Origin of the sequence: Azoarcus sp. L1K30 (assembly GCF_018122735.1) — a bacterium.
Taxonomy (GTDB): domain Bacteria; phylum Pseudomonadota; class Gammaproteobacteria; order Burkholderiales; family Rhodocyclaceae; genus Parazoarcus.
On sequence record NZ_JAGRRD010000001.1, the window covers coordinates 1,759,150 to 1,785,897 of the forward strand.

Sequence of the window (26,748 nt, forward strand, 5' to 3'; positions counted from 1 at the left end):
CATCGTTCAAGCCTGACGGAAGGACGTCGCCATTGCACAGCGCAACATGATGCCAAAAATCAGGGCATCCAGAACCTCGCATCTTCGGTCACCGATATTTCGGGCCGGTCGACATCCACCACAGTAAAGCGAATCGGATGCGATCCGCCGTGCAGCGCACCGGGCTCGACACGAACCCTGGCTGTCGCCGACGCTGACGCCGCCGCGGGAACGACCAGCTCGAGTGGTGCCGACAGATGGATGCTGTCGATGCCCGCCACGGTGACGGCAAAAAGCCGCGGCTGTTCGCTGGCGTTGATCACCTGCAGTTGGAATGCGTTTTCGATCGATCCCTCGGTGGTCTCGGTCGCGAGCGCCGCACGATCGCGTTCGATATCGAGCTTGACCGGCACCCGCATGGCGAGCGTCCATACCGTGACCGCAAGCAAGGAAAGGAACACCACCGAGTAGATCAGCACACGTGGGCGCATACTGCGCTTGATGATCGTGGCCCGCGACGACCGGTTCTTGAGCGCGTTCTCGGTGGAGTAGCGGATCAGCCCTCGCGGATAGTTCATCCTGTCCATGACCTGATCACATGCATCGATGCAGGCCGCGCAACCGATACATTCCAGTTGCAGTCCGTCGCGGATGTCGATTCCGGTCGGACACACCTGGACGCAGATGCTGCAATCGATGCAGTCTCCCAATCCCTTCTCAGCCGGCACCACCTTCTTCGACCGCCCGCCACGCGGTTCGCCCCGCTTTTCATCGTAAGCAACGATCAGCGTGTCGGGGTCGAACATGACAAACTGGAACTGCGCATAAGGGCAGATGTACTTGCACATCTGTTCGCGCATGAAGCCGGCGTTGCCATAAGTGGCAGCACCGTAGAACAGCACCCAGAAGGTTTCCCAGCCACTGAGCGACAAGTTCAGCATTGCGCTGGCGAGTTCGCGAATCGGGGTGAAGTAGCCCACGAAGGTGAAGCCTGTCCACAGCGCCAGCACCAGCCATGCCCCATGCTTTGCCACCTTGAGTCCAAGCTTGCGCGCAGACCACGGCGCCGCATCGAGCTTCATGCGCTGCGGGCGGTCGCCTTCGATGTGGTGTTCGATCCACAGGAATAGCTCGGTATAGACCGTCTGCGGACAGGTATAGCCGCACCACAATCGCCCTGCCACCGTGGTGAAGAGAAACAATGCCAGCGCCGACAGGACGAGCAGCACCGCAAGATAGATGATGTCCTGCGGCCACAGCACGAAATCGAAAACGTAGAAGCGCCGTGCATCGAGATCGAACAGCACCGCTTGACGACCGTTCCAGGGCAGCCAGCACAGACCGTAGAACACGATCTGGGTGAGCCAGGCGAACACCCAGCGCCAACGCTGAAAGACACCGCGTATCGAGCGAGGATAGACCTTGGGGTCGGATGCAAAAAGCGGCTGAATCGGAATGACGGTCTGAGGCTTGCGCGAGTCGGACATGGATCGGTGGCCGTTGGGGTTGCGATGAGCCGGTCTGGGTGCCGACATTAAGGTGTATTTTTAATATATGTTCAGCCTAACAGCGCAGCGGTTCATAATCAACATATTGGATACACCTTCAAACCCATATGCGTCTCAGCGCTTTTTCCGATTACTCACTTCGCGTGCTGATGCTCCTCGGCGCGAATACGGATCGCCTTGTCACGATCGCCGAGATTGCGCGAATTCACGGCATCTCCGAGAACCACCTGACCAAGGTCGTGCATCAACTGGGGCGCGGCGGCTTCATCGAAACCCTGCGTGGCAAGGGTGGTGGCATGCGCCTGGCGCGCCCCCCGCACCGGATCGTGCTTGGAGAGGTATTGCGCCAGACCGAAACCGACTTCTCCCTGGTCGAGTGCTTCACCACCGATTCGCACTGTCAGATCGAAGCCGGCTGTCAGCTCAAGCCTATCCTGGGCGAAGCCATGGCCGCCATGTTGCGCGTTGTGGACCGCTACACCCTGGCCGACACGCTGCGCCCACCGCTCGACACGAGAGCCCTGGTCCGCATGGTCCCGTCCCGGCACACGACGGAAGGCGACGAGTAGTCTGGCATCATTCGCGGCCCATGCGATCGGACATGGTCACCCTGGCGCGGCAAGCCGCCCCTGATACAGGGCGGTAATCAGATCCCGAGGCGTAATGATTCCGATCAGACGCCCCTCGTCGTCGACGATCGGAATGTGGCTATGGCCTGCCCCGCCCAACAGCGCAATCACCTCGACCACCGGGGTCAATTCACCCGCCGTCTGCGCAGGCGCACTCATGACCTGACCGACCACCTCGGCCTTGCGGCTGTGCGTGCGGCCGCTGCGGCGAATGAACTGCCGCAGCCGATCGTCAAAACCGCGATAGGCGCCCAGATCGGCGCGTCGCATCAGGTCGGCGCGGGTCATGATGCCAACCACCCGCCGCGCCCGATCCACGACCGGCAAGGCCTTGATCCGATGCCGGCGCATGATCTCCCACGCCTCCTCGAGCAAGGTGCCGTACTCCACCGAAAGCACCTCGCGCGCCATCACATCGCCGCACCTCACGGTGCCGAAGCGGCGCTGGTAGGCATGCGCTTCAGCCCGCAGAAAGAGGTCCCGCAAATCGTCGCGGCTGATGTCGAGCACCTGGTTGTACTCGTCCAGCACCGCATCCAGATCCGCTTCGGCCAAACCCGCCCGCATGAGCGGTGCATGCCCCACAGGTTCGGTTGCGGCGATCACCGCCTTGCGTTGTGGATAGTGCCGCCCGGTTGCGCGGTTGTAGGTCACGGCCAGCGCCAGCAGACACAGCGAGTTCACCAGCACCGGGTAGATCACGAAGCCATATCCCAGCGACTCGACACCCGGGCCGCCGACGACCGCAGTCAGCGCAACCGCACCGGCCGGCGGATGAATGCAACGCAGCGCGAACATCACGCCAATCGAAAATGACACCGCCACTGCAGCCGCAAGCATCGGTGCCGGAAAGCCACGCGCACAGGTCACGCCGATCGCCGCGGCCAGCACGTTTCCGCCCAGCATCGCCCAGGGTTGCGCCAGCGGGCTGGCGGGCACGGCGAACAGCAGCACCGCCGAAGCCCCCATCGGGGCAATGATCCAGGGACCTGCGCCATCGGCGGCAAACAGGTGACCAATCAGCGCCGTGGCAAGTATTCCAAGCAGCGCACCGAAGCCCGCCCGCAAACGCTCCTGACCATTGACATGCTGCTGGTCGGGCAGGAAGCCCGCCATCCGCGTCGACAAGCGCGAACACAGCGCCCGCAGCCGATCCCTCATCGGGACCACCTCTGCGCGCCGCGCGAACAGTCGATGAACAGGATGCAATTCAGCTCACGGGAGAACCCGACAAGAACGTCAAGGGAACGCATATGATGATGTCGCAGGCAGACGATATGATGCTCGCGATTAGACCTGCCGGCGCCCACACATGGAATGACCCTGATCAAGCAAGCCAGGCAAGCGCAAACGGCGCATACCGCGATTCACACCGTAGCTGCATGACGCTTCATGCGCCCCGGGCCCTCGCGGCGAACGCCGCACGCACCTTGCCCACCAGGGTCACGGCTACCAGCACCACCGCACCCGCAAGGATTCCGACAACGACATCCAGCGCCAGCGGCGTCAATACGCCGAGCACGCTGCCGACCACCTGCACCCCGGCCACAACGGCGGCCGCAAGCTCGATTCCGTGATGCAGTACCGGCACACCGTGCGTGAGAATGCCGCCGCCGACCATGAACATGGCCGCGGTACCAACGACGGTCAGTGCTTTCATCAGCCTCGGCGCGGCAAGCAACAGCCCCCGCCCCACGGCACGCCCGAACGCGTTCGCCTTGTCGAGCAGATGTTGCCCAACATCATCCATCTTGACGATCCCGGCCACCAGACCATAGACGCCCAAGGTCATGACCACGCCGATGGCCGACAGCACCGCCAGCTGGCTTGCCAGCGGCTTGTCCGCCACCGTGCCCAGCGCAATGACGATGATCTCGGCCGACAGCACGAAATCGGTACGGATCGCGCCCTTGATCTTGTCGGCCTCGAAAGCGGCCAGGTCCACCGTGTCGTCGGCCACGGCCGCCAACTGCCGGACATGTCGAACCGCCTCGTCGGCCTCGCGGTGCAGGAATCGGTGCGCCAGCTTTTCCACGCCCTCGAAACAAAGGTAAAGACCGCCCACCATCAACAAGGGCGTGATCAGCCACGGCACGAAGGCACTGATCGCCAGCGCAGCCGGAACCAGCACGACCTTGTTCCTGAGCGAACCCAGGCAGACCGCCCACACCACCGGCAGTTCGCGCTCCGCACGCACGCCGGAAACCTGCTCCGCATTGAGTGCAAGATCGTCGCCAAGCACGCCAGCAGTCTTCTTCGCCGCGACCTTGGTCATCACTGCGACGTCGTCGAGGATGGTAGCAATATCGTCCAACAGGGCAAGCAGACTGGCTCCGGCCATGGTTCTTATCCGTCATGATTGGTGAATGCCGCCACGTGAGGGCCCTGCGTACGCTCAATTCCAGAACCTGGCGAGATCGCGGCGGTGGCGGAGAGGAGTGTATCCCTTACCGCAACGATCCGAACATATGGGCTCTGAGCAAGAACCTTCTGCCACAGGCCTCAATTTACTCCAATGGCATTAACGTGGAATTTCCGTGATCCATCTTCTATCCTGCCTGTATGGAGTGGGAAAATGGAGGAGACCATAAAATGGAAAATATTGGACGCGTGGCGACCTGGCTCGAACTGGCGATCGCACCTGAATGGCGACGTGAGGCAATGCGCATTTGCGTGCACCCCGTCGGTCCGGAAGACGACCAGTGCTTTGCGGTTTCAATGGATGGGCGCAGATTGTGTGCCAGCGACGGCAAGCTGACGACCTTCCGCGGGCGCCGGGCAGTCGAGCGCTTCCTGAGCATGGTGCATATCGATGACTTCGACATTTGCGCCCCCGACCCGACGATCCGGACATTCCCCCGCGGGCATTTCTGCCTGTGCCTGAATCGGCAGAACTGCCTGAGCCCTTGTGAGGAGCATTGTGAGGAAGACGGGCAAGCTCCCGCGTCATGCAAGCGCGGCCAGTTCGAGTGGCATCAGGTTGCTCCGCGTGGCGCTGACATGTTCACCGCGCGACGCATCTGACTGACCCGGCCACCCGATCAATCCAGCCGGTTGCAACCCGGCCGTTTACACCAACATACCGGCCCCATCATCAATCGCCCTCGCGCTCACAAACGCTCTGAGGGCGTATCCGAACACGTCCCTTCGAGAAACTCTTCAGGTGTCGGCAAGGGCGACGACGGATAGACCATGTCCTGCGGCCGCAACTGCTCGGTAAAGCCCTCCAGCGACCCCATCGAGTGACTGTCGCGACGTGCTACCGGTTCGCTGGTCATGTAGGCAATCACCAACTGGGTAAGCGCCTCGAGCGCATCGCGATGGGTGCGCTCCTGTCCATGCGAGGCGTCCGCGCCGAAACCGATGAGCGCGGTCCGGATATCGTTGCCGGCCTCCACGGCCGCAGCCGAATCGGACCGATAGTAGCGAAAGACATCCCGACGGTGCGCAATGCCATGCTCCTTGGCGAGACTGATCAGTTTGTGCGTCAGGTGGTAGTCGAACGGGCCCGACATGTCCTGCATGCATATGGTGGCAGCATGTTCCGACGTGTTCTGTCCAGGCGCCGCGATGGCGATATCAAGGCTGAGCATTTCCGCAATCTCGCCATGCAGCGCTGCGGACGCCCCGGAACCTACCTCTTCGGTGATCGTGAGCAGCGGATAGACGTCGACGGGCAACTGCAGGCGATGATCGCGGACGGCCTTGCACGCGGTGAGCAGTGCTGCCACCGCAGCCTTGTCGTCGAGATAGCGCGAATTGATATAGCCGTTGGGTAGCAGTTCGGGCTCGGGATCGAAGGCGATCCAGTCGCCGACATTGATGCCCGCCTGCTCCAGCCCCGCACGGTCGGTCACCGGCAGGTCAACCCTGACCTCGACATGCTCCCACCCGACCGGCTGGGAGTCGATTTCGCCACCAAAGGCATGGCCGGAGGTCTTCAGGGGCAGGCAGGTTCCGCGCACGTTTCCGTCATCGGTATAGATGGTCAGCCGCGAGCCCTCGGAAAAGCGTGAAGACCAGTGTCCGATCGGCGTGATTTCCAGCCGGCCATTGGCTTTGAGACTGCGTACCATGCCACCGAGGGTGTCCAGATGCGCCACGATGGCGCGCGCCGGTTGCGCCTCGCGGCCGCGCAAGGTGGCTCGGATTGCGCCACGGCGGGTGAGCTCGTAGGGAATGTCGAGTGCTTCGAGGCGACTGGCGGCGTAACGCACCACCGCATCCGTCAACCCGACCGGACTGGGAATCGCCAGCAGTTGCAGCATGGTTTCCTCGAGATAGTCGTAGTCGATCTTCGGCATCTTCTTTTTCATGCTTGAGGGTCTCCTGAAATCGCACGACTGCGCGGGAACAACATGTCCACGAAACGCTCGGCCGTTGGTTGCGGCTCATGGTTTGCCAGCCCCGGGCGTTCGTTCGCTTCGATGATCACGTAATCCGGCCCATCCACCACCGGCACCAGGAAATCGAGCCCGGTCACCGGGATGTCCAGCACGCGGGCGGCCTTTTCCGCCGATGCGCGCAGGGTCGGATGCAACTCAGCCGTGACGTCGTGAATGGTGCCGCCGGTATGCAGATTGGCGGTATTGCGCACCCGCAGCCGAGTGTCCGCAGGCAGCACGGAATCGAGCGTCCACCCCTGTGTGCGCACACAGCGCCCGGTTTCATCATCAATGGGAATGCGCGACTCGCCGCCGGTGGCCGCAGCGCGGCGGCGGCTCTGTTTTTCGATCAACGCACGCACCGTACTCACACCGTCGCCGACCACGACCGGCGGCCGACGCACGGCAGCGGCAACAACGCGAAAGTCGATGACGACGATGCGCAGATCCTCGCCCTCGCAGTACTGCTCCACGACGACATGTTCGCAGAAGGCGTGCGCGCGTTCGATCGCGGCAGCCACTTCGTCAGCGCTGGAGAGATTGACGCTGATACCCTTGCCCTGCTCGCCCTCGACCGGTTTGACCACCACGGCTGCGTGAGCGGACAGAAAGGCCTGGCGCGCTGCGGCATCGTCCGCGTCGATCTGCGCGGGCACCGCCAGTCCGGCTGCAGCCAGCAATTTCAGCGTCACGCGCTTGTCCTGGCAGCGGCTCATCGCCACCGCCGACGTCAGCTCGGAGAGCGACTCGCGGCAGACGATGCTGCGCCCGCCCAGGGTGAGACGAAAATAGCCGGCCTCGGCGTCGATCACGTCAGCATGAATGCCACGTCTCACCGCCTCATCCACGATCAGCCGGGCATAGGGATTGAGTCCATCCAGGCCTTCGGAAGGACCGGTAAACAGCGCCTCGTTGATCGCATTGCGACGCTTCAGCGCGAATGCCGGAATACGCTGGAATCCGAGCTTGTTGTACAGCGCAATGGCCTGCTGGTTGTCGTGCAGCACGGACACATCCATCCAGGCCCGTCCACGGGCAAGGTAGTGTTCTGCCAGATAGCGCACCAGCGCCTCGCCAACCCCCGGATGGGTGGCCTGCGGCGCCACGGCAAGCGCCCACAGGCTGGAACCATGCTGCGGATCGCCGAAGGCCTCGACATGATCCAGCCCCATTGCCACACCGATCACCTCGCCCGTGCTGCAGTCCTCTGCCAGCGCGTAGGTCACGGTCCGGTTTGCGCGTTCGCGCCACACCCGCTGTGGGTCCACCGGTACCATGCGGCGTGTCCGGTAAAGCGCGTTGACCGCAGCAACATCGGCCCGCGTGCGCAAGCGACGCAGATTGAACCCACGCCGCGCTGCACGCTGTGTTCGATAAGCGCTCAGGTGCAGACGGAACGCATCCGAGGGGTCAAGGAAAAGCTGTTGCGGCGCCGACGCCACCACCACCTGGGGCTTCTCCACGTAGAAGGCGATATCGCGTTGCCCGGGACGCTCCTGCAACAGCGCGGTTGCAAGTGCGGCCGGATCGCGCCAGGTCTGCGCCGGCAACCAGCGTCCCCAGCCGCACTCGACAACGACGTTTTCCGGCATCGCCGCAGCCTCGGGCTGACGTGCGGGAAGATGAAGCGGCTGATTTCCCGCGCGACGCGCACGTGCAAGTTCTCTTCGGATCATGACTACACCCTCAGGACACATGGGTCTGCAGCCACCACTCCAGCAAGCCGAGCTGCCAGAGTTTGGAACCGCGCAGCGGCGTGATATGCGCCATCGGATCGGCGAGCAACATGTCGACATAGTCCTTGCGGAACAGCCCACGCTCACGGGCCGCCCGACTCGACAGGGCGTCACGCACGCGCTCGAGCACCGATCCCTGCAGATACTTGAGCGCGGGCACCGGGAAATAGCCCTTCGGCCGGTCGATGACGGCAGCGGGAATCACCTTGCGCGCGGCCTCCTTGAGCACGCCCTTGCCACCATGCGAAAGCTTGTGGCGGGCGGGGATGCGCGCGGCCAGTTCGACGAGTTCGTGATCAAGAAACGGCACCCGCGCCTCCAGTCCGAAGGCCATCGTCATGTTATCCACCCGCTTCACCGGATCATCGACCAGCATGATGGTGGTGTCGAGGCGCAGCGCCTTGTCGACCGGGTCTGCGGCGCCCGGCGTGTTGAAGCTGGCCGCCACGAAGGCACCACTGCAATCCACGCCCTGATAGGGTGCGCTCACGACCCGGCTGTACTCGTCGAAATCCCGATCACGGAAAGCCTGCAGGTAATCGGCCACCGGGTCGGCGCTGTCCGCGACCTTGGGGTACCAGTGGTAGCCACCGAACACTTCATCTGCGCCCTGCCCGCTCTGCACCACCTTGCTGTGGCGCGACACGGCCTCGGACAACAGATAGAAACCGATGCAATCATGACTCACCATCGGCTCGCTCATGGCTGCCACGGCCTCGGGCAGACGGGTGAGCAGTTCGGCCTCGGGGACGAAGATACGCTCGTGCCGCGTGCCGAATTCACGTGCGACGATGTCGGCGTACTCGAACTCGTTTCCCTTCTCGCCACCCACGTCTTCGAAGCCGACATTGTAGGTGCGCAGATTCTGCACCCCGGCCTCGGACATCAGCCCCACGATCAGGCTCGAGTCGACACCGCCGGACAGCAGCGCGCCGACCGGCACGTCCGCCACCAGGCGACGCCGGACTGCAGCGCGCAAGCCTTCGAGCAGCATGTCGGTCCATTCCTCGAAGCTGCGGTTCTCGTCCGCAGCATTCTGCGGATAGGACAGGGACCAGAAACTGCGCTCGGTGCGTTGTCCATCGGCGGCAATCGTCATCAGCGAGCCCGGCGGCAGCTTGCGTACCCCGGTAAACAGCGTGTGCGGTGCCGGGACCACGGCGTGAAACGACAGGTAGAAATTCAGTGCGGCAGGGTCGACGCTGGTATCGACCCCGCCTGCAGCCACCAGCGCGGGCAAGGTCGACGCGAAGCGAAAGCCGCCCGCGACCTCGGCGTAATACAGCGGCTTGATGCCGAGGCGGTCGCGCCCGAGCACCACCTTGCCGCTATCCCGTTCCCAGATCGCGAACGCGAACATGCCATTGAGGTGCTGAACGAAGTCTTCCCCCCAGGCGTGATAGGCCTTCAACAACACCTCGGTGTCGCCATGGGAGAAGAACCGGTAACCCATGGCCTCGAGTTCCCGCCGCAACTCGGGGTGGTTGTAGACCGCGCCATTGAAGACGATGCCGAGTCCCAGTTCTGGGTCGACCATGGGTTGCTGGGCCGATTCGGAGAGATCCATGATTTTCAGTCGCCGGTGGCCCCAAGCCTGCGCACCCTGCGCAAACACGCCACCATTGTCGGGACCGCGCTGCCGCTGACACTCGTTCATCCGCGCCATCGCACCCAGATCGGGCACCTGCCCATCGAATCTCACTTCACCTGCAATCCCACACATAAGCCATCCTTGACATCGATCGCACCTATATTCTAGCAAATTTGTTTTGTGCAAATATTCAGCAATCCATTTTGCATCGAAACGACGTCAATCCACGGCGCACGGGCCCCTCTGCCGCGACGTGGAAGTCAGGTAAACTGCGTACCTCGAATTGCACTCGATTCGCGGTCCGATGCCAGCAGGCCGCGCCCCACCCAAGACCGGAGCCACCATGAGCCTTCTCGCACAGCTCAAGAAAGATTCACTGCTCGCGCGCAAAGCCGCCGACGGCGTTCGTGCAACCCTGTTGAGCACTTTGATCGGCGAAGCCGAGATGGTCGGCAAGAACGCGGGGAACCGCGAGAGCAGCGACGACGAAGTGCTACACACCATCCGCAAGTTCCTGAAGAACAATCAGGAAGCCCTCGCCGTCATCAAGGACGAAGCTCGTCTTGCCGTCTTGCGGACGGAGTCCGACATCCTCAACAGCTATCTGCCGGCCATGGCATCCGAAGCGGACGTCAAGGCGTTCATCGACCAGACCGTCGCCGGCCTTGCCGACCGCAGCCCAAGATCCATGGGCACGGTGATGGCCGCGCTGAAAGCAAGATATGGCACCAATTTCGACGCCAGGCAGGCGAACGTCTGGGTCAAGGCAGCGCTGACTGGCTGAGCGCGGAAGGCCCGAATGCCTGATGCCTCATCGCCCGAGTTGACCGTCGGCGCGCATCGGCGCACTCGCCCGATGGGCGCCGCAGCACGTGCCCGTCCGGCGGATCGTCACGCCTTCTGGCGCTCGCCGGATCTGCCCTTCATCGAGGCCAGGGAAGTACATGACGGACGCGAGGTGTGTTATGACCGCCATGCCCACGCAACATTCTCGGTCGGCGTGATCACCGGCGGCGAGTGCAACTACTGGAACCAGGGGATCGAAGAACGGGCCGGCCCGGGCACGCTCGTGTTGATGAATCCGGAAGACGTCCACGCATGCAACCCGGCATCGGACATTGCCTGGTCCTACCGCATGATCTACGTGGATGTGGAGTGGCTGACACGTCAGCAACTCGGCTGCGAAGACACCAGTGCCCGCGACTTCCGGCCATTCGCCGATATCGTCAGCACGGACGGGGAACTGTATCGGGGACTCAATGCCCTGTACGATACCCTGACTGATCGGCACGGCGACCTCCTGTCCAAGGAGAGCGCCGCCATCGAGTACTTCCACACACTGTGCCGGCGCCTTGAGCAGACGCCCGGAGCTTGCCCCCTGCCGGCAAACCTCCGCGTGGACCGCGCCGCGGAGTACATTGATGCGAACTGCACCGACACGCTGCGCCTGGCAGATATCTGTAAGGCTTCCGGGCTGTCGCCCGCCTACCTGATCAGGGCATTCAAGACGCGTTTCGGCATGACGCCGCACGCCTGGCTGATCAATCGCCGCATCCGCTTTGCTCAAAGCGAACTCAAGCGCGGCCGCCCCTTGGCCGACGTCGCGCTTGCAGCCGGTTTTGCCGATCAGGCGCATTTCCAGCGCCTGTTCAAGCGCCACGTTGCCGCAACACCGCGCCAATATACTGCAGCGCAGCGCTGAGAACCCGTCGCTACAGCAGGTACACCACGCTGGCCGCAATCAGCACCGCCATCACGCGATTCAGCAGTCGAACGCGCCGCGGATCATTCAGGAACCGTCTCAGATATTGCCCCGCGCCGGCCCAGATCGCGACGGAAAGATAGCAGATCACGAAGTAAATGCCTGCGAAGACCCACAGCGCAGCGGTGTCGCCGTGCGCACAATACAGACCGACGCCCGCCATCGAGGCAAGCCATGCCTTGGGGTTGAGCCACTGCATGATCGCCCCGGCCAACAACGATGGCCGTTTCGGTTCGCTGCCCGAAGACATCGCGCCGTCGTCTCGAACCAGCCTGACAGCCATGTACAGCAGGAACAGCACTCCCGACCACTTTGCGACGTGGCCGAGCTCCGGCCACCGCCCGACAACTTCGTTGAACCCGAGACCGGTCACAAGAAGGAGCACGACGAAGCCCAGCGTCGCCCCACTGACGTGCCACATCGCCGCCCGGAATCCAAATTGGAGACCGGATGCAAGCGCGACCAGATTCACGGGTCCTGGCGTAATCGAGGCCACCAGTGCAAAACCCGACATTGATGCAAGAAGTCCGAAATCCATTACTCAACACCTCGCGCGTACCGGCACCCGCGCACCGACTGCAGTGGCGAAGATTAGACGCCACGCTTGCGCAGTCGACGCGGCACCGGCGGTGAGCATTTGTCTGGGATTGAATACGGATCTGCTCATGGATGCGTCCCTCAATACGGGCCGCAGCGGATGCCGGGGCCTCGAGGCAATGATCCACGTGCATCCGGAATGCGTATTGAAGGAAAATGCCCCCATGAAAGCACACCACGCTCCAATCAACATCCGCTTCGCATGCTCGCGCCCCCATGTCACAGCATGCGTGCCGAATTCAAACCCGGCCGCGATGCCGCTCGGAGGGCGCGTTGCGCATTCGCGTCCATGGTGATGAACCATGCTCATGCACCGCTGACCGACGCACTGACCGAGGGAGTCCAACGGCATTTGCTCATCCCTTCCGGATCGGGACGTTCTTGCGCATGAAGATTCTGATTTTCAGCAACTCCAGTGCATTGGGCGGTCTGGAACGGCGGATCGCAGAAGAGGCGGCTCTTCTGAAAACCATGGGTCATGAGGTCGTGGTTGCCACGCCCCGCTTTCGCGAACAGGACAGTTTGCGGCACGACATCGAGCGGGCGGGTGCTCGCCACATGATCTGGACGCCCTACAAGTTCATGGAGCGGGGCCACCTGAACGCGCCTTTTCGCCTCCTGGCGCGTGGCAGCCTGCCACGGCTGAGGCGCGAGCATTTCGACTTTGCCCATATTGCGCTACCGTACAACTTCATTGGAATGTCTGTTGCATACTTGCTCAGCCGCGAGAAGATTCCATTCGTCGTCAGTGTTCACTGCGTATTCGGCACGACCCGCCTGTCACCTGCCGGCGAACGCCTCCTCCGGGCTGCGACACGGGGAATGGTGGGTGGCTACGCCGTCTCGAGACACGCCATGCATGGATTCTCTCGTGCCTACGAGGGTCTCCTGCCCCCCGGTTTCAACATCAGGCCCCTTCTCAACGGCGTCGAGACCGAGCGATTCAAGCCCGACGTCGCCGCGCGCGAAGGACTGAGACAAAAGCTCGGACTGAATGAAGAGGACTTCGTGGTGATCTTCTGCGGCCGCATTCACGCGATAAAACGTCCCATGCTCGCGCTCGCCATATTCGAGCAGTTTGCCGCAAACGTGCCCGCCGCCAGACTGCTCGTCGTTGGCGACGGCCCGGACGCGCCAGCGCTACGCGAGGCCGTCGCAACGCGCGGACTTGCCGGGCGGGTCAAATTCGCCGGACACGTCTCCGACGTCTCCGCATACTTCGCCGCAGCCGACTGCTACATCTCGACCAGCATGCAGGATGAGGGGTTCTCCCTCACCACCGCCGAGGCCCTGGCCACCGGCCTGCCATGCATCTTGCCGGACGAAGGCGTCTATTGCGAAGTGTATGGACAAGCCGCCGCCGTTCGCCTGTGCAGTCCCGAGGCCCCTCAAGCATGGTCCGCAGCACTGCAAGCGTTTGCCTCTTGCCCGGAAGGTATCCGGGACAGGATTCGCGACGAGGCACGGGCGTTTATCCGCAAGAATCTGTCCAGGGAGGTCATGTACGACAATCTCCGCATTTTCTATGCTGAAATGATGGAAGTCGTCGAGAAACAGAAAGGTCGAACCGCAGCGCATTCGAACCGATAAACCACCGACGCGTCGATCCGACCGTCGCCCCCGGAGATCCCCATGAGCAATCTGACCCGACAAGTGGAACATGCATGTGAATTGGCACAGGGCTGCGACGCCATCGAATTGATCATCCGCCCCCGGGACAAGGACCTCGGTGGCTTCTCGGTGCGGCGCACACTGCCGACTGCCCAGCGCAAGATGGTGGGGCCGTGGATCTTCTTCGATCACATGGGGCCGGCTGAATTTCCAGCCGGCCAGGGCATCAACGTCAGGCCCCACCCGCACATCAATATCGCAACGGTAACCTATCTGTTCGAGGGCGAAATCCTGCACCGCGACTCGCTCGGCAGCCTGCAGGCCATTCGCCCCGGGGATATCAATCTGATGGTGGCCGGCCACGGCATCGTGCACTCGGAGCGCGAGCAGCCGGCGCTGACTGCCGTTGCACACCGTCTGCATGGCCTTCAGCTGTGGCTCGCGCTGCCTGAGGAGGACGAGGAGATCGACCCGGCCTTCCATCACTATCCGGCGGCCGGAATACCGGCGCTCATGATCGACGGCGTGCCGATGCGGGTCATGATGGGCTCGGCGTACGGGGTCACGTCACCCGTGAGAGTGTTTGCCGACACCCTGTACCTCGAAGCCCGCCTCCAGGCCGGCCAGACGCTCGCCCTGCCGTTCGCCGAGGAGCGTGCCGTGTACGTAGCCCAGGGCAGTCTGAAGGCGCGGGACACCATCATCCCTGAACATTCGATGGCGGTGCTGACCGATGCGCCCGACGTCGTGCTGGAAGCGACCACCGATTCGCGCATCGCAATCATTGGTGGAGCGCGCCTGGGCAAGCGTTTCATCGACTGGAACTTTGTGTCCAGCCGCAAGGAACGTATCGATCAGGCGAGGCAGGACTGGAAGGACGGGCGCTTTCCCAAGGTGCCGGGCGACGAAGTCGAGTTCATTCCGCTGCCCGAGTAGGACACCAGGGACGCCGTCGACTCGGTCAGCGCATCCGCGCTGCGCCGACACCATTCTGTACAAAGCCCAATAGCAGCGTTTGCGTGCTGCGGATCGGCCTGCACGCCGCCCTCCCAACCGGGAAGGGTCGAGCACGGTCCTTATATTTGACATTTCAACTTTTCACACATAAAAATACGAACCATAACAAAACTGACTCCGGCAGCCCAACACAAGAGAACAGCATGCTTCGCTCGAGATCGTCAAACACGCATTCACACCCTTTCCCGACCGGAAGACTCGTCGTCCTCAAGTACGACATGGACTTCCGCATCACCTACGCCAATGAAGCCTGCGCCGAATTCCTCGGCATGACGCGCGAATCACTGATTGGCACCAGCATGAAGGACATTGCACACCCTGACGTGCCTCAGGAACTGCTGGCCGATGTGCGCGGCACGACGGCGTCAGGCAGGCCCTGGCTCGGGCTGTCGAAGCTCAAGCACGCGTCGGGCGGTCCGGCGTGGTCGAGCGCCCTGACGATTCCCGTTCGCAAGGACGGCAGGAACGTGGGGTTCATGAGCCTGCGCAGCCCTGCCCCGCCCGAGCGGGTCGACGCCGAGGAACGCCTGTACGACGTCATGCGGGCGAAGAAGGCACGATACCGCAGCCTGGACATGCCCCGGCGCAAGTCCGTATCCAATGCGGCCTTGCTTGGTTTGCTCGGCCTGGGTGGAAGCGCTTTCGCGGCAATGCTCCTGCTTGCGGGATTCATCTGCGGGATCGACACTTTTCCCGGCCAGGGCTTCATCCTCGCCGGCGGCGCGGGTCTGATCGCGATACCGACCCTTGTCCGCTTGCTGTGGCGTCGTTGCGTGACCGAATCCTCTGCCATGTTGAAGGCCTTCGAACGCATTGCCGAAGGTGATCTGACCAGCGTGCTGCCGGTCGGACGTTCCGACGAGATGGGTCGCCTGATGGAGTCGCTGATGTACATGCAGGGCAGACTCAAGGTCATGCTCGATGAGATTCGCCTTGCCGCCACGCTGACTGATGCCGAGAACCTTGCGCTACGGGCGCAGGTGTCGTCGCTGCAAGCTGCGGCCCGCGCCCAGCGCGACCACATCCTGTCCGTCTCGGCAGCAAGCGAGCAGAACAGCGTCTCGGTGTCCGGTGTCGCCAGCGGCGCGCGCTCTTCGGCCGAGGCCGCCGACGACGCGCTGACCCTGGTGGCCCAGGGCCGCGACCACCTGCATCAGACGGTCAGCGCCGCGGGGCGCACCGTACACGCGGTCGAAGGCGCCAATCAGGCCATGCGCGCGCTCGGTGAGTCGATCCAGAACATCGCGACGATTTCGGCCGAGATCAGGGAAATTTCCGACCAGACCAACCTGCTGGCGCTCAACGCGGCCATCGAAGCGGCCCGAGCCGGTGAAGTGGGGCGCGGTTTCGCCGTGGTCGCGGACGAAGTGCGCAAGCTGGCCGAACGCGCAGCGCACTGCACCGGGAGCATCGCCACCAAGGTCAGCCAGATCCGCGAGGTTTCGGACGGCGTAACGAGGGACATGCAACAGGCCGCGGCCCTGGTCGGAGACGCCAGCAACAGCGTCAGCGACAGCCTGGGCGTCATCGAGCGCATCGAAACCGGCAGCGGCGAGGTGGCAAGACTGGCCGGACAGATTGCGGCAGCATCCGGGGAACATTCATCCGCTTCGCAACAGATCGCGCGCGACATGGAGAGAATCTCGGGCCTGATCGAACACAGCGTGGCCGGCATCGAGGCTGTAGACCGTGCCGCAGGCGGCGTCAGAACCCATGTGGAGAACTTGAAGCAGCTGGTTGGCTTCTTCCGTGTAATGGCATGACCGCCCCTGAGCCATCGACACTGGCCAGAAGAGCAACGTTTGCCGTCACGGCCGCCGACGGGCAGCCATGTCCTGCATGCAAACGGATGCATCGAGTCGGATTACTCGATGGTGACCGATTCGATCCAGCGCTCGCCAGCGGAGACTTCGTCCCGCATGGCCGGGCCGTACGGCGGCACGGCGGTATCCTCGGGCGGCGCGCTGATGTGATTGAGGTCGATCGACTGCGGCCTCCCTCTCCAGCCCTTGCCGTCAGGCTCGAACCGGAAATACAGACCGTTGCGCAGATTGGCGCCGAACTCGCTCGGGCGTTTGAAAACAAAGAGTAGCGCATGCTCCAGCCAGCTCATGTCCTGTTCGCTGACAGTACGCGGATTCGCATAGGGATAGACGACATGGCAGACAATCTCGACCTTGCCGTCCAGACACTTGAACTCCTTCATTGACAGGAAGTAGTCCGCAAACCGCGAATAGTCCATGCTGAGGACGAAGGTACTGAGGCCTCCGCCCTGCGGTTCGAAGCGAACACTGCCAATCGGGATGCGCTCCTTGTCGCGGGTGTGCGCGAAAACCGCCTTCGTGCCCTCAAGCCCCGCCGCGCTCGCGGTGAGGGACGACGACGCAAGGCCCGCCATCAACGCGCCTGCGCAGAACCTCGCCAGCAGACCGATCGTATTCGTCACGACGCGCCCCCCCCCGTGAGCCGGGCGCGAGGAACTCGAGCCCCTCACGAGTCTGCACGCATTGAATCCACGACTCAAGCCTTGACCCGCAATTGCCGTTCCAGCGCCCAGCAGCCAAATGGGCAAACGGCAACCGTCCACCTCAAGCGCGGCCGACCAGGACGACCTGCCGGCGGTCGCCGCGATGGCGGCTGAAGGCAGCGATTAGCCCCTGCACTTTGCTAGACTTTGCCCCCTTGATCACCACGCTCTCACGCCAATGAACGATTCCGCAAACTTGTTCGCCCCCAGCGCATCCTCTTCCCGTACGCGCGTGCAACATGCCTTGCGCGCACTCGGCATGCCGTCCGAAATCGTCGAATTCGCGGTGCCCACCCGCACCAGTGCGGAGGCCGCGGCGGCCATCGGCTGCAGCGTCGAACACATCGCGAAGTCGATCGTATTTGTCACCAGACCATCGGAGCGTTGCGTGCTTGTCATCGCCAGCGGCGCCGACCGTATCGACGAGAAGAAGCTGAAGGGCATCCTCGGCGAAGGGGTCAAGCGTGCCGACGCCGATTTCGTCCGCGCCATGACCGGCTTTGTCATCGGCGGGGTTGCACCGGTCGGTCACACTGGCGACGTCACCGTGCTGGTCGACGCGGCATTGTGGTCGCTCGACCCGATCTGGGCGGCGGCCGGCACCCCCAACACGGTCTTCCGTCTGGCGGCGGACGATCTTCACCGCATCCCCGGCATTGCGGTCGTCGACGTGCGGCAGTGATGATGCGACGCCCTTCGACCGCATCGGAAACCCGCTCGAAGAGTGAGGTTTTTCCTTGTGCCGGACCCGCTGCCAGAGCGAGAATCGCGACTCATCATGACCCGGATTCCCTCATGTCACGCTGGAAGCTGCTCCCTTTCGTCACCGTGGTCTCGCTCCTGCTCCAGAACATGGCGAGTGCCAGCCCGCCCACCGAGGAGCTGATCTGTACGACAGCGCCGCGCTCGGCGTGGATGAGTGAAGAGCGCATCCGCGACATTTTCCGCGCGTCGACCTACGCCCTGGTCAAACTCAAGATCTCGAGCAGCAATTGCTACGAGTTCTATGCGGTTGACGTCAACGGTGACGCCGTCGAAGCGTATTACAACCCGGTCACGGGCGAACGCGTCCGCTTCAATGAAGTCCGGGTCAAGGAGAAGCAACTGGACTACACGAAGGAAGTCCACCCAACCGCTGCGAACTGACCGCCCGTCAGGAGCGATCGCACAGCGGCTCAACGCAGGCAGGCCCACAATGTGGCAAGCACGATGAGCATGCCGCCCACCCAGCCGGCCACACTCAGCGTTTCCCCGAGCCAGACCACGGAAAATAGTGCACCGAATACAGGTTCGCTGCTGGTCAGCAGGGCAATCCGGCTCGGCGAGCCATGTTTGAGAGCCCAGTTCTGTGCAAAGAACGCAAACAGGGTGCAGCCCAGTACCAGATAGGCCGTTGCCTGCCAGAATGCCGCCGCGACAGGCAAGGGTGGCAGGCCATCGGCGTTCGACAACGCAAGCCCCAGACATCCGAATCCGATGACGCCCGCCTGGACTGCCGTCAGCGCCAATGCCGGGGCACGGCTTGCGCGAGTGAGCCTGCTTGTCTGGCATACGGTGATGGCACGCAACAGTGCAGCCGCCAGCATCAGGGCGTCGCCAAGCCCGAGCTCGCCCAGCCACGCCCCACTGAGCAGGGACGCCCCGGTCAGCGAGATCGCCGCAAACAGGAACATCCCGGGTGCCGGTCGGATACGCAGGATCCACCACTCGACAAATGGCGTGAAGACGACGCACAGACTGATCAGGAAGGCCGCATTGCTGGCTCGCGTATGCGCCACCCCGAAGGTTTCGCAAAGGAAAATCGCGAGCAGCAGAACACCAAGCGGTAGCCCAGTACGTACAGCGTCGCGTCGCTGTATGGCGGTTGCACGCCACAATGCCGGCAGCAGAAGCATGAAGGTCAGGATGAAGCGAACCGCCAGAAAGCCCAGTACCGGATAAAAGGCCAGAGCCCCCTTCGCCACCCCGTAACTGCTGCCCCAGACAATAGCGACGAGCAACATGGCGAGATCGGACAGGCGGAGCCGTCGTGAGTGAGCAATGGCAACAAGCGTGGACATGGGGGCACCCGTGCGGATCGTATGGATGCATACATTGTCAATTCAATCCGGCATAGTGATAATCCACGACAATTGAACAACACTTGTTCCTCATGCGCATCAATTACCCGCTGGAGTGTCTGCCCGACATGGCCGCGTTCGCATGCGTCGTCGATAGCGGCAGCTTCTCAGCGGCTGCGATCCGTCTCGGGGTGACACCTTCCGCGGTAAGCAGGCAAATTGGCAGACTGGAAGCGCTGCTGCAGGTGCGCCTGCTGGAGCGCACGACCCGCAAGTTGCGACTGACCGACGCCGGCACTGCCGCCTATGAGCGCTGTCAGAACATGGTTTCGGCTGCACGTGAAGTCCTTGCCCTGAGTGACACCCAGACGGCAACGCCACGCGGCATGATCAGGGTGAGCATGCCCAAGGCCATCGGCCGACTGCTCATTCACCCCTGGATGCCCGAGTTTCTGCAACGTCATCCCGAGGTGTCGGTGCACATGGTGGTGACCGACCGCACGGTGGATCTCTTCGCAGAAGCCATCGATCTGGCGATTCGCGTCACCGACGCCCCACCACCTGGCCTTGCAGGGCGACCGCTGACAAGGATCCGCCATCTCCTCTGTGCGAGCCCGCAATACCTTCTGCTTCGCGGCACGCCGGCACACCCGCGAGACCTGCCGGCACACGACTGTCTCTATCTGGGCGAAGACGAGCGCGACCGCCATTGGCGCTTTTGCCGCGCGGCTGAAGATGTCAGCGTGAAGGTCAGCGGCCGCTATATCGCTAACCACAGTGAAATGCGCCTTGAAGGCGCCCTGCACCACCTCGGCATTGCCAGCTTGCCGGAATTCACCGCACGTGCAGCGCTAAAAACCGGCACCCTGATCGAGGTCCTGGCAGACTGGGAGCATCGGACCGACTACGCCGGCACCGCGTGGCTGCTCTACCCCTCGAATCGTTATCCGCCTGCAAAGCTGCGCGCCTGGATCGACTTCATCGTTGAGAAGATGGCCTGAACATCCGCACGCCGGTGCGCACGGACCGGTTTGACTCACGGCCGTATTGCGGTAGGCTCTGCGCTTTCTAAACGGGAGCAATCCACATGGCAAAAGCCACCGCACGTCACATCCTTGTCGCCACCGAAGCCAAGTGCAATGAACTGAAGGCTGCGATCGAAGCCGGCGCCGACTTCGCCCAGGTTGCCAAGGAGAACTCGACCTGCCCGTCCGGACGTCAAGGTGGCGATCTCGGCGCTTTCGGCCCCGGCCAGATGGTCAAGGAATTCGATACCGTGGTGTTCAGCGCACCGATCAATGTCGTGCAGGGTCCGGTCAAGACGCAGTTCGGCTATCACCTGCTCGAGGTCACCAGCCGCCAGGACTGAGTCCCGAGGCACGCAGTGGGCGCGGAACGGCGCGCCTTTCATGACGCCCACTGTCCGCAGGCCGCAATGTCGAATCACGCCTGACCGGCACGCGGCGGGCGGCCAGGGCGTCGGCGGCCGTGATCAGCCGGTCTGACGCTGTTCGAACGCGTCGAAACACCCCTCACCTTCGCTCACGACGACGTCCCGCACCACCGCAGCCGCAGGTCCCTCCCTGGCCCAGTCGACGATCTCCTGCAGGGCGGACTCGTGCCCGGCGACCATCGCCTCAACCGACCCGTCATGACGATTGCGCACCCAGCCCGTCACGCCGATCGATGTTGCCTTCTCGACCATAGACGCCCGGTAGTAGACCCCTTGCACAAGTCCAATAATCTCAAGATGCAACACGCGCTCCGACATGATTCCGGTTTTCCCTTCAATTCGATTTGAATCGTGTTTCCGCCATTGCCACAATACGGGGTGAATTGACCGCCCCGCAAGTTACGCTCACTGAGGCTCGAGCCGGCCGACGCCTGCCCGGCACCTCACCCCACCATCAACCTTAGCCCGGCCGGCAGGGATTCGCCAAAGACGCGGCGGTGATCGGCCTCGTCGAGCGCGACCCGCTCGCGCACCTGCCTGACCCAGCTTTCCGGTGCGTCAATCTGGGCCAGACGGTGCGCAACCTCCTCGCGCACCTCGGGCGCTACATCCCGCGCACGATCGCCGGTATAACGGGCAAGCTGGGCGGCAGCAAAGGCGGCGGGCTCGACCTTCTTCCAGTCCAGCGCCAGCACTGCATCCAGCCACCCGCCCGCAACCTCGATCGGCACCACCGTATGTGCGCTGGCGTGGAGCGGCTCGCGTGCGCCCACGCGTCCCAGGGCCCACCAGCCCTGCGGGTTCTCGGCGGGCAAGGCGAGACGCTCGAGCAGCCAGCGCCCGACCTCGACCTTGTGCTCGATGGGCACCCGTTCCAGTGATGCGGCCAGGCGCACCATGTCGTCGTAAGCCGCGTGCGCGGGCTTGGGATTGCGCCGCGACGCGGTGCAGACTTCCTCCAACTGGTTGGCCAGGGTCTCGAGCAGCACCAATTGCCCGGCCTCCTCCAAACCGGCCGCAGCACGGCGCCACAACGTCCACCACTCCGACCAGTTCTGACGTTCATTCACATATTGCAGACCCTGGGCGAAAATCGGCCACAGTTGCGCCACCCGCCAGTCGTCGAGCGGCGCGCCGTAACCCGGACGCAGGCAGAAGCCGGTCAAATTGAGCCAGACCCGCTCATGTGCCGGAGACCGCCTGCGCCGGCGCACACGCTCGAGTAGTGCGTCGCAGAGGCCTCGCGCCAGCGTCATGTCCCATGACTCGCGCCTGCCCAACAAGGACTCGAGATCGCCGCGCAACTGCCGCACCAGTCCGTCGTGACGGCCTTGGGCAACATCGCCGAATACACGGTCGATCAGGGCCACGGCATCGCCAAAGCGTGCCGGCAGGCCGAGACCGGATTCAGCATCAGCTTCGCCGCGAGCATTCAGTTCTGACGCGTCGCCACGCAGTTCGAACTCGAGCAGCCAACGTCGCTGCGGATCATCTACCGCGACGCAGTGCATCTGCAGCGTGCCGACTTCGGTCATGGTGGCGATCAGTTCGACCGCCACCTCGCCTCGCCCCTCATCAGCCGATCGCCCGACAACCGTGGCAATCGGCGGCAGGCGGACGCAGGACTCACTGCGCAGCGAAACCACTGTTCCGGGCAGGTGCACCGTATCCGCGCTCGAGGCGAGCAGATGAAAGCGCACCGGCTGGCCAAGCCGCAGCGCAAAACGCCGCCCGTGTAGATGCACCTCGTGCCCCTCGTCCGTGCCACGCGGGAGGATGCAGATGCCGCGTGGTTCATCGCCGGAGTCGGCGGGATCATCCAGGCGCAGAAAATAGCTGCGTGGCGAGCCGCCGCCAATCGCGGGCGCACGCCCCTCGCGCACCAGCGCGTAAGCCACGGCCCCGCGCGCCACTGCAATCTCGGTATCGTTGGCAAGCACGCGCGGCCGCGCCCCACGCCACTGCGCAAACACGTCCACCAGGCGCTCGCCAAGCACGCCTGCGCGAAACACCCCACCATTGAGCAGCACGGTATCGGGCACCGGCACCGCATCCGAACCCGGCGCACGATCTCCCAGCGCTACGCGCGAAACCGTCGCATGACGCGCCAGGAAAGCGGCAACATGGCGCGTCACCGCCGCGTCCGCCGGATACGGCAAGCCGAACTCAACGATCCCGGCACGTCGCCGGCGGGGCTGCTCATTCACTGCGCCCAGCGGAAAAAACCCGTCGACAATCAGGCGCACGACTTCATCGCGGGTGAGTTCGGTCGACCGCGCACCGCCCACCAGCTTCGCGCCGCTGCCAAGCAGCGTCACCATCACCCGCTCGGGCGCGCCTTCTGCAAGCAGTCGCTCTTTTGCGGCTCTGCAGCGCTGCACCAGCTGGGAGAATCGCGCGGCAGTGAGCTTCGCCCCACCGCCACTCAAGCGCGGTTCGAGCAGGTGCGCCAGCGCCAGATCCATGTTGTCGCCGCCGAGCATCAAATGCTCGCCCACCCCGATGCGGGTCAGCCGGGGCATCCCCTCCATCGCGGCCGGGTCATGCTCGACCTGGATCAGCGTGAGGTCGGTCGTACCGCCGCCGACATCGCACACCAGCAACAGGCGCGTATCGCGCAGGGCATCGGCAAGCGTCTCCCGGTGCCGGAACAGCCAGTCGTAGCTGGCCGCCTGCGGCTCTTCAAGCAAGCGCAAGGTGGGCAAACCGGCCATCCGCGCAGCGTCGACCGTGAGGGCACGGGCCCCTTCGTCGAAGGACGCCGGCACGGTGAGTACGATCTCCTGCGCCTCCAGTGGCGCCAGCGGAAACTGTTGTTGCCAGGCGGCCCGCACATGGGCGAGATAGCTGGCACTGGCCACCAGCGGCGACACCTTGGCGACATCGTCCGCGGCGCCCCAGGGCAGGATGGGTGCAAGCCGATCGACCGCGGCATGCGAAAGCCAGCTCTTGGCGCTGGACACGCCCCTGCCCGGCACCTGCGCGCCAAGCTCGCGGGCGAGACTGCCCACCACCGCCTGTGATACCCCTGCGAGGTCGGCCGCGGCCCATGGCAAAACGGTGTCTCCCGCGGCCAGTTCGCCGATGGCGGGGTGATAACGCACCGAGGGCAGCATCGACCGTGCCGCGACGGCCCCGGGCGCCACCAGCTGGGCAATGGGCAGCAACTGGATATCGTCGCTGCCGGGCGCGGCGTAGGCGACGACGGTGTTGCTGGTACCAAGGTCGATTCCGACCCGATAACGCGTCAAGCGCCCCTCCCGTCCGTCCACTGCATTACCGCGTACGCCTCGCACATCCGACGCTCACTCAGACGCTCCTCTCGCCGCGCATTTCGAGCTCAACCTTCCAGCGCTGACTGCCGTCGACGGGCAGGGCTTCAAGCTCGAGCGTGCCCGCCTCGGTGATACGTGCATGCAGCCGCACACGCACGATCTCTCCCGCCGCCCGCCCCTCTGCCGGCAGCGTGGCCTCGATCTCGTCGAGTTCCTGAAGCGCTTCGGTCGCCCACATGTCGAGCATCGTGCCGACCTGATCGTTGCGCCGCACCGACGAGCCAAAGAAGCGGAAGCGCACCGGCTCCCCGACGACGAGGCCGAACACCTGCGCCGGAACGTCCGCCTCGGTGCCCTCCTCCATGCCGAAAGGCGCAAGACACAGCGCTTCGATCGGAGGTTCCATGCCCGGCACGGCGGGCATGCTCGACTCCACCGCCACGTAGTAAGCTCGCGCAGTGCCACCACGAATGCGCACCCCACGGCCGCGTCGCACGTAGCCGTAATAGGCCGCGCCGCGCGACACCGCAAGATCGAGCTCCGCGCCGTCGAGCAGACGTGCCGGCGGCGCCCCTTCGGCGGCCAGCCAGCCATTGAGCGTATTCATCAGACGCTCGGCCAGCAGCGTCGACTTGAGTACTCCGCCATTGAAGAGCACGACGCTCGGGTGCAGAAAACTCGCGTCTGCGCTCGCCGCCCCCGCAAAATCCTCGAGTGCGGCGGTTGCCTCTCGCTGACGGCACAGAAAGGCGGCCAGATGGCGGGTAATGGCGGCATCCTGCGCATATGGCAGGCCGACCTGGGTCAATGCGGTGCGTGCGCGGCTTTGCGGGTGTTCGCTCACCGCCACTTGCGGGAAGAAACCCTCGAGCAGGATCGCGTCCAGCTCGCCGCGGGTCAGCTCGGATCGGATCGAGCCACCGATGAGCTTCGAGCCGCGACTCGGCACCACCAGCGCGACCGCGTCCACGCTGGCATCGCCCAGCAGGGTTTCCTTGGCGCTGCGGCATGCATGCGCGAGCGCCCGCGTCTGCCACGCATCGAGCCGCGTACCCTGCGCGGCCAGCTTGCGTACCACCCCATAGGCAAGCGCCAGATCCATGTTGTCGCCGCCCAGAAGGATGTGGTCGCCCACCGCCACCCGGTGCGGCTCGAGATTGCCGTCACGCTCGACGATGGCAATCAGGGACAGGTCGGTCGTGCCGCCGCCGACATCCACCACCAGCATGATGTCGCCCGGCTTTACTTCCTTGCGCCATCCACCCTTGCTGTTCTGAATCCAGCTGTAGAGCGCGGCCTGGGGCTCCTCGAGCAGGGTCAGGCGGGCGTAGCCGGCTGCGCGCGCCGCGTCCGCAGTAAGCTCGCGCGCAACCGGATCGAAAGACGCAGGAATGGTGACGGTGACATCCTGCTCGGCCAACTGGGCCTCCGGATGGGCGGCGTTCCAGGCATCGCGCAGATGGGCCAGATAGCGTACCGAGGCGTCGAAAGGCGAGATTCGCGCCACCTCGTCGGGTGCATCGACGGGCAGGATGGTCCCGCGACGATCGACGCCCGGGTGGCACAGCCAGCTCTTGGCGCTGGCCACCATCCGGATCGGCGTACCGGCACCGCGCGCACGTGCAAATGCCCCTACGACATCGCCCTGGCCACCGCCCCAGGGCAGATCGAGATCACCCGGGGCAAGCTCGCTTTCGTGCGGCAGATAGACGAAGGACGGCAGCAGCGGGAGATTTTCCACCTCGCCCGGCGCACTCACTTGCGGAATCGGGAGCACCTCGAGCCGGGCCTGCTCGCCGTCGCTGGCCTCGGTGTCGACGAAGGACAGCGCGCAGTGCGTGGTGCCGAGATCGATGCCGATCACGTACCTGGAAGCCGCCGCACCGTTGGCAGCCGAGGCCCCATCCATGTTGCTTGCGCCGCTCACAGCTCGACCTCGGCTGGTGCCACGATAGCCGCATCATGGCCTTCGGCAAGGCGCGGCAGGCGCACGTCGACGACGCGCCAGCCACGATGGGTGAGTTGCCCGCTGAAGGGCGGCTGGCCCACGACATTGCCACTCAGGCGGATGGCGCCGGCATCGAAGCCCGCCGCGAGCGTGATGCGATCCCCTTCGGATTCGCTGCGTACCGGCTGCACGGTGAAATGCTCACGCAAGGTCTTGCGACAGCCGTCATGCACCAGTCGCGCCGCGGCACCGATGTCCGCATCGCTATAGGACGAGATGTCTTCCTCGACGAAGTCGACCAGGCGCGCTTCGCGCTGCAGCAGTCCGAGCAACTGCAGTGCCGCGTCGGGCGTCGCCTCGCGCACGACCTGGGCAGGCGCCGCGACCGTTGCGGGCGCAGCCGGGGGTTCGGTTGGCGCGGCGTCGCCATGTTCGCGCAGGCGACGAATCCGTGCCGCCAGCGCGGCATTGCCGATGATGGAGAAGAAGGTGCCGAAAGCCAGCGAGATGCGGCTCGGCAACGAAGGGCTAGAGTCGTTCATGGGGACGCTCCTGAATCATGATGTCTGTAGGTGATTGATCTGCGTGCCGGTGCCGACGCAGACGGGCGAGCGACATCGGTCGCAATCGCCGATGGCAGCCCCTTATTGCAGCGCAATATAACGCATTA

The 26,748-nt window shown here is 63.8% G+C and carries 24 protein-coding genes; 11 read left to right on the forward strand and 13 right to left on the reverse strand.

Annotated features, from left to right (window positions below; genetic code table 11):
* Positions 1-59: 59 nt before the first annotated feature.
* Entirely contained in the window at positions 60-1,466 is a 1,407-nt protein-coding gene (gene ccoG / locus J5J83_RS08015; RefSeq protein WP_212347607.1) for a cytochrome c oxidase accessory protein CcoG, read from the reverse strand.
* 128 nt (positions 1,467-1,594) lie between these two features.
* Here ccoG and J5J83_RS08020 point away from each other — a divergent pair, with 128 nt between their 5' ends.
* A complete protein-coding gene (locus J5J83_RS08020) occupies positions 1,595-2,056 on the forward strand; it encodes an Rrf2 family transcriptional regulator (protein WP_212347610.1) in 462 nt (153 codons plus the stop codon).
* Between the two features lie 36 nt (positions 2,057-2,092).
* Here the strand turns inward: J5J83_RS08020 and J5J83_RS08025 are convergent, their stop codons facing one another.
* Both J5J83_RS08025 and J5J83_RS08030 read right to left on the reverse strand, forming a co-directional pair.
* Positions 2,093-3,277, reverse strand: a complete 1,185-nt coding sequence (locus J5J83_RS08025) for an HPP family protein (RefSeq protein ID WP_212347613.1) — start codon at positions 3,275-3,277, stop codon at positions 2,093-2,095.
* 229 nt (positions 3,278-3,506) lie between these two features.
* Positions 3,507-4,457, reverse strand: coding sequence for a DUF808 domain-containing protein (locus J5J83_RS08030; protein WP_212347616.1), 951 nt, complete (start codon positions 4,455-4,457; stop codon positions 3,507-3,509).
* A gap of 251 nt (positions 4,458-4,708) precedes the next feature.
* On the opposite strand from J5J83_RS08030, the gene J5J83_RS08035 reads away from it, so the two are divergent.
* Positions 4,709-5,140: a hypothetical protein gene (locus tag J5J83_RS08035; protein ID WP_212347619.1), complete on the forward strand. Its 432-nt coding sequence runs from the start codon at positions 4,709-4,711 to the stop codon at positions 5,138-5,140.
* 86 nt (positions 5,141-5,226) lie between these two features.
* Here J5J83_RS08035 and J5J83_RS08040 read toward each other — a convergent pair whose 3' ends face one another.
* The 3 genes from J5J83_RS08040 to J5J83_RS08050 are packed head-to-tail and all read right to left on the reverse strand — an operon-like array spanning position 5,227 to position 9,960.
* Positions 5,227-6,432 (reverse strand): osmoprotectant NAGGN system M42 family peptidase, encoded by a 1,206-nt coding sequence (locus J5J83_RS08040; RefSeq protein WP_212347622.1) that lies wholly within the window; start codon positions 6,430-6,432, stop codon positions 5,227-5,229.
* Positions 6,429-8,177: an N-acetylglutaminylglutamine synthetase gene (gene ngg, locus J5J83_RS08045; protein WP_212347625.1), complete on the reverse strand. Its 1,749-nt coding sequence runs from the start codon at positions 8,175-8,177 to the stop codon at positions 6,429-6,431. Before ngg ends, J5J83_RS08040 begins: the two co-directional genes overlap by 4 nt.
* 10 nt (positions 8,178-8,187) lie before the next feature.
* Positions 8,188-9,960: an N-acetylglutaminylglutamine amidotransferase gene (locus tag J5J83_RS08050; RefSeq protein ID WP_212347628.1), complete on the reverse strand. Its 1,773-nt coding sequence runs from the start codon at positions 9,958-9,960 to the stop codon at positions 8,188-8,190.
* A gap of 211 nt (positions 9,961-10,171) precedes the next feature.
* On the opposite strand from J5J83_RS08050, the gene J5J83_RS08055 reads away from it, so the two are divergent.
* Both J5J83_RS08055 and J5J83_RS08060 read left to right on the forward strand, forming a co-directional pair.
* Positions 10,172-10,612 carry a GatB/YqeY domain-containing protein gene (locus J5J83_RS08055; protein WP_212347631.1) on the forward strand — a complete coding sequence of 147 codons (441 nt, stop codon included), beginning with the start codon at positions 10,172-10,174 and terminating at the stop codon, positions 10,610-10,612.
* A gap of 15 nt (positions 10,613-10,627) precedes the next feature.
* Positions 10,628-11,530, forward strand: a complete 903-nt coding sequence (locus J5J83_RS08060; RefSeq protein WP_212347634.1) for an AraC family transcriptional regulator — start codon at positions 10,628-10,630, stop codon at positions 11,528-11,530.
* 10 nt (positions 11,531-11,540) lie between these two features.
* Here J5J83_RS08060 and J5J83_RS08065 read toward each other — a convergent pair whose 3' ends face one another.
* Positions 11,541-12,128, reverse strand: a complete 588-nt coding sequence (locus J5J83_RS08065) for a LysE family translocator (RefSeq protein WP_212347637.1) — start codon at positions 12,126-12,128, stop codon at positions 11,541-11,543.
* 446 nt (positions 12,129-12,574) lie between these two features.
* Between J5J83_RS08065 and J5J83_RS08070 the strand changes: the two genes are divergently transcribed.
* The 3 genes from J5J83_RS08070 (at position 12,575) to J5J83_RS08080 (ending at position 16,578) form a co-directional block, all read left to right on the forward strand.
* A complete protein-coding gene (locus tag J5J83_RS08070) occupies positions 12,575-13,777 on the forward strand; it encodes a glycosyltransferase family 4 protein (RefSeq protein WP_212347640.1) in 1,203 nt (400 codons plus the stop codon).
* 42 nt (positions 13,778-13,819) lie between these two features.
* Positions 13,820-14,734 (forward strand): pirin family protein, encoded by a 915-nt coding sequence (locus J5J83_RS08075; RefSeq protein ID WP_212347643.1) that lies wholly within the window; start codon positions 13,820-13,822, stop codon positions 14,732-14,734.
* A gap of 224 nt (positions 14,735-14,958) precedes the next feature.
* Positions 14,959-16,578 carry a methyl-accepting chemotaxis protein gene (locus J5J83_RS08080; protein WP_212347646.1) on the forward strand — a complete coding sequence of 540 codons (1,620 nt, stop codon included), beginning with the start codon at positions 14,959-14,961 and terminating at the stop codon, positions 16,576-16,578.
* A gap of 101 nt (positions 16,579-16,679) precedes the next feature.
* Here J5J83_RS08080 and J5J83_RS08085 read toward each other — a convergent pair whose 3' ends face one another.
* Positions 16,680-17,261 carry a hypothetical protein gene (locus J5J83_RS08085; protein ID WP_212347649.1) on the reverse strand — a complete coding sequence of 194 codons (582 nt, stop codon included), beginning with the start codon at positions 17,259-17,261 and terminating at the stop codon, positions 16,680-16,682.
* 259 nt (positions 17,262-17,520) lie between these two features.
* On the opposite strand from J5J83_RS08085, the gene J5J83_RS08090 reads away from it, so the two are divergent.
* Together J5J83_RS08090 and J5J83_RS08095 are read left to right on the forward strand one after the other, a co-directional pair.
* Positions 17,521-18,024: a YbaK/EbsC family protein gene (locus J5J83_RS08090; RefSeq protein WP_212347652.1), complete on the forward strand. Its 504-nt coding sequence runs from the start codon at positions 17,521-17,523 to the stop codon at positions 18,022-18,024.
* Positions 18,025-18,137: 113 nt separating this feature from the next.
* Positions 18,138-18,488, forward strand: coding sequence for a PepSY domain-containing protein (locus J5J83_RS08095; RefSeq protein ID WP_212347655.1), 351 nt, complete (start codon positions 18,138-18,140; stop codon positions 18,486-18,488).
* A 29-nt stretch (positions 18,489-18,517) separates the two neighbouring features.
* Here J5J83_RS08095 and J5J83_RS08100 read toward each other — a convergent pair whose 3' ends face one another.
* Positions 18,518-19,402 (reverse strand): DMT family transporter, encoded by an 885-nt coding sequence (locus J5J83_RS08100; protein WP_212347658.1) that lies wholly within the window; start codon positions 19,400-19,402, stop codon positions 18,518-18,520.
* A gap of 92 nt (positions 19,403-19,494) precedes the next feature.
* Here J5J83_RS08100 and J5J83_RS08105 point away from each other — a divergent pair, with 92 nt between their 5' ends.
* Positions 19,495-20,403: a LysR family transcriptional regulator gene (locus J5J83_RS08105; RefSeq protein ID WP_249115929.1), complete on the forward strand. Its 909-nt coding sequence runs from the start codon at positions 19,495-19,497 to the stop codon at positions 20,401-20,403.
* 86 nt (positions 20,404-20,489) lie between these two features.
* Positions 20,490-20,771 carry a peptidylprolyl isomerase gene (locus J5J83_RS08110; protein ID WP_212347663.1) on the forward strand — a complete coding sequence of 94 codons (282 nt, stop codon included), beginning with the start codon at positions 20,490-20,492 and terminating at the stop codon, positions 20,769-20,771.
* Between the two features lie 123 nt (positions 20,772-20,894).
* On the opposite strand, the gene J5J83_RS08115 is transcribed toward J5J83_RS08110, so the two are convergent.
* The 4 genes from J5J83_RS08115 to J5J83_RS08130 form a co-directional block, all read right to left on the reverse strand.
* Positions 20,895-21,161 (reverse strand): acylphosphatase, encoded by a 267-nt coding sequence (locus tag J5J83_RS08115; protein WP_349251945.1) that lies wholly within the window; start codon positions 21,159-21,161, stop codon positions 20,895-20,897.
* 137 nt (positions 21,162-21,298) lie between these two features.
* Positions 21,299-24,106 carry an Hsp70 family protein gene (locus tag J5J83_RS08120; protein ID WP_212347669.1) on the reverse strand — a complete coding sequence of 936 codons (2,808 nt, stop codon included), beginning with the start codon at positions 24,104-24,106 and terminating at the stop codon, positions 21,299-21,301.
* 58 nt (positions 24,107-24,164) lie between these two features.
* Positions 24,165-26,039 (reverse strand): Hsp70 family protein, encoded by a 1,875-nt coding sequence (locus tag J5J83_RS08125; RefSeq protein WP_212347672.1) that lies wholly within the window; start codon positions 26,037-26,039, stop codon positions 24,165-24,167.
* Positions 26,040-26,053: 14 nt separating this feature from the next.
* Positions 26,054-26,620, reverse strand: a complete 567-nt coding sequence (locus J5J83_RS08130) for a DUF2760 domain-containing protein (protein ID WP_212347675.1) — start codon at positions 26,618-26,620, stop codon at positions 26,054-26,056.
* Between the last annotated feature and the right edge of the window lie 128 nt (positions 26,621-26,748).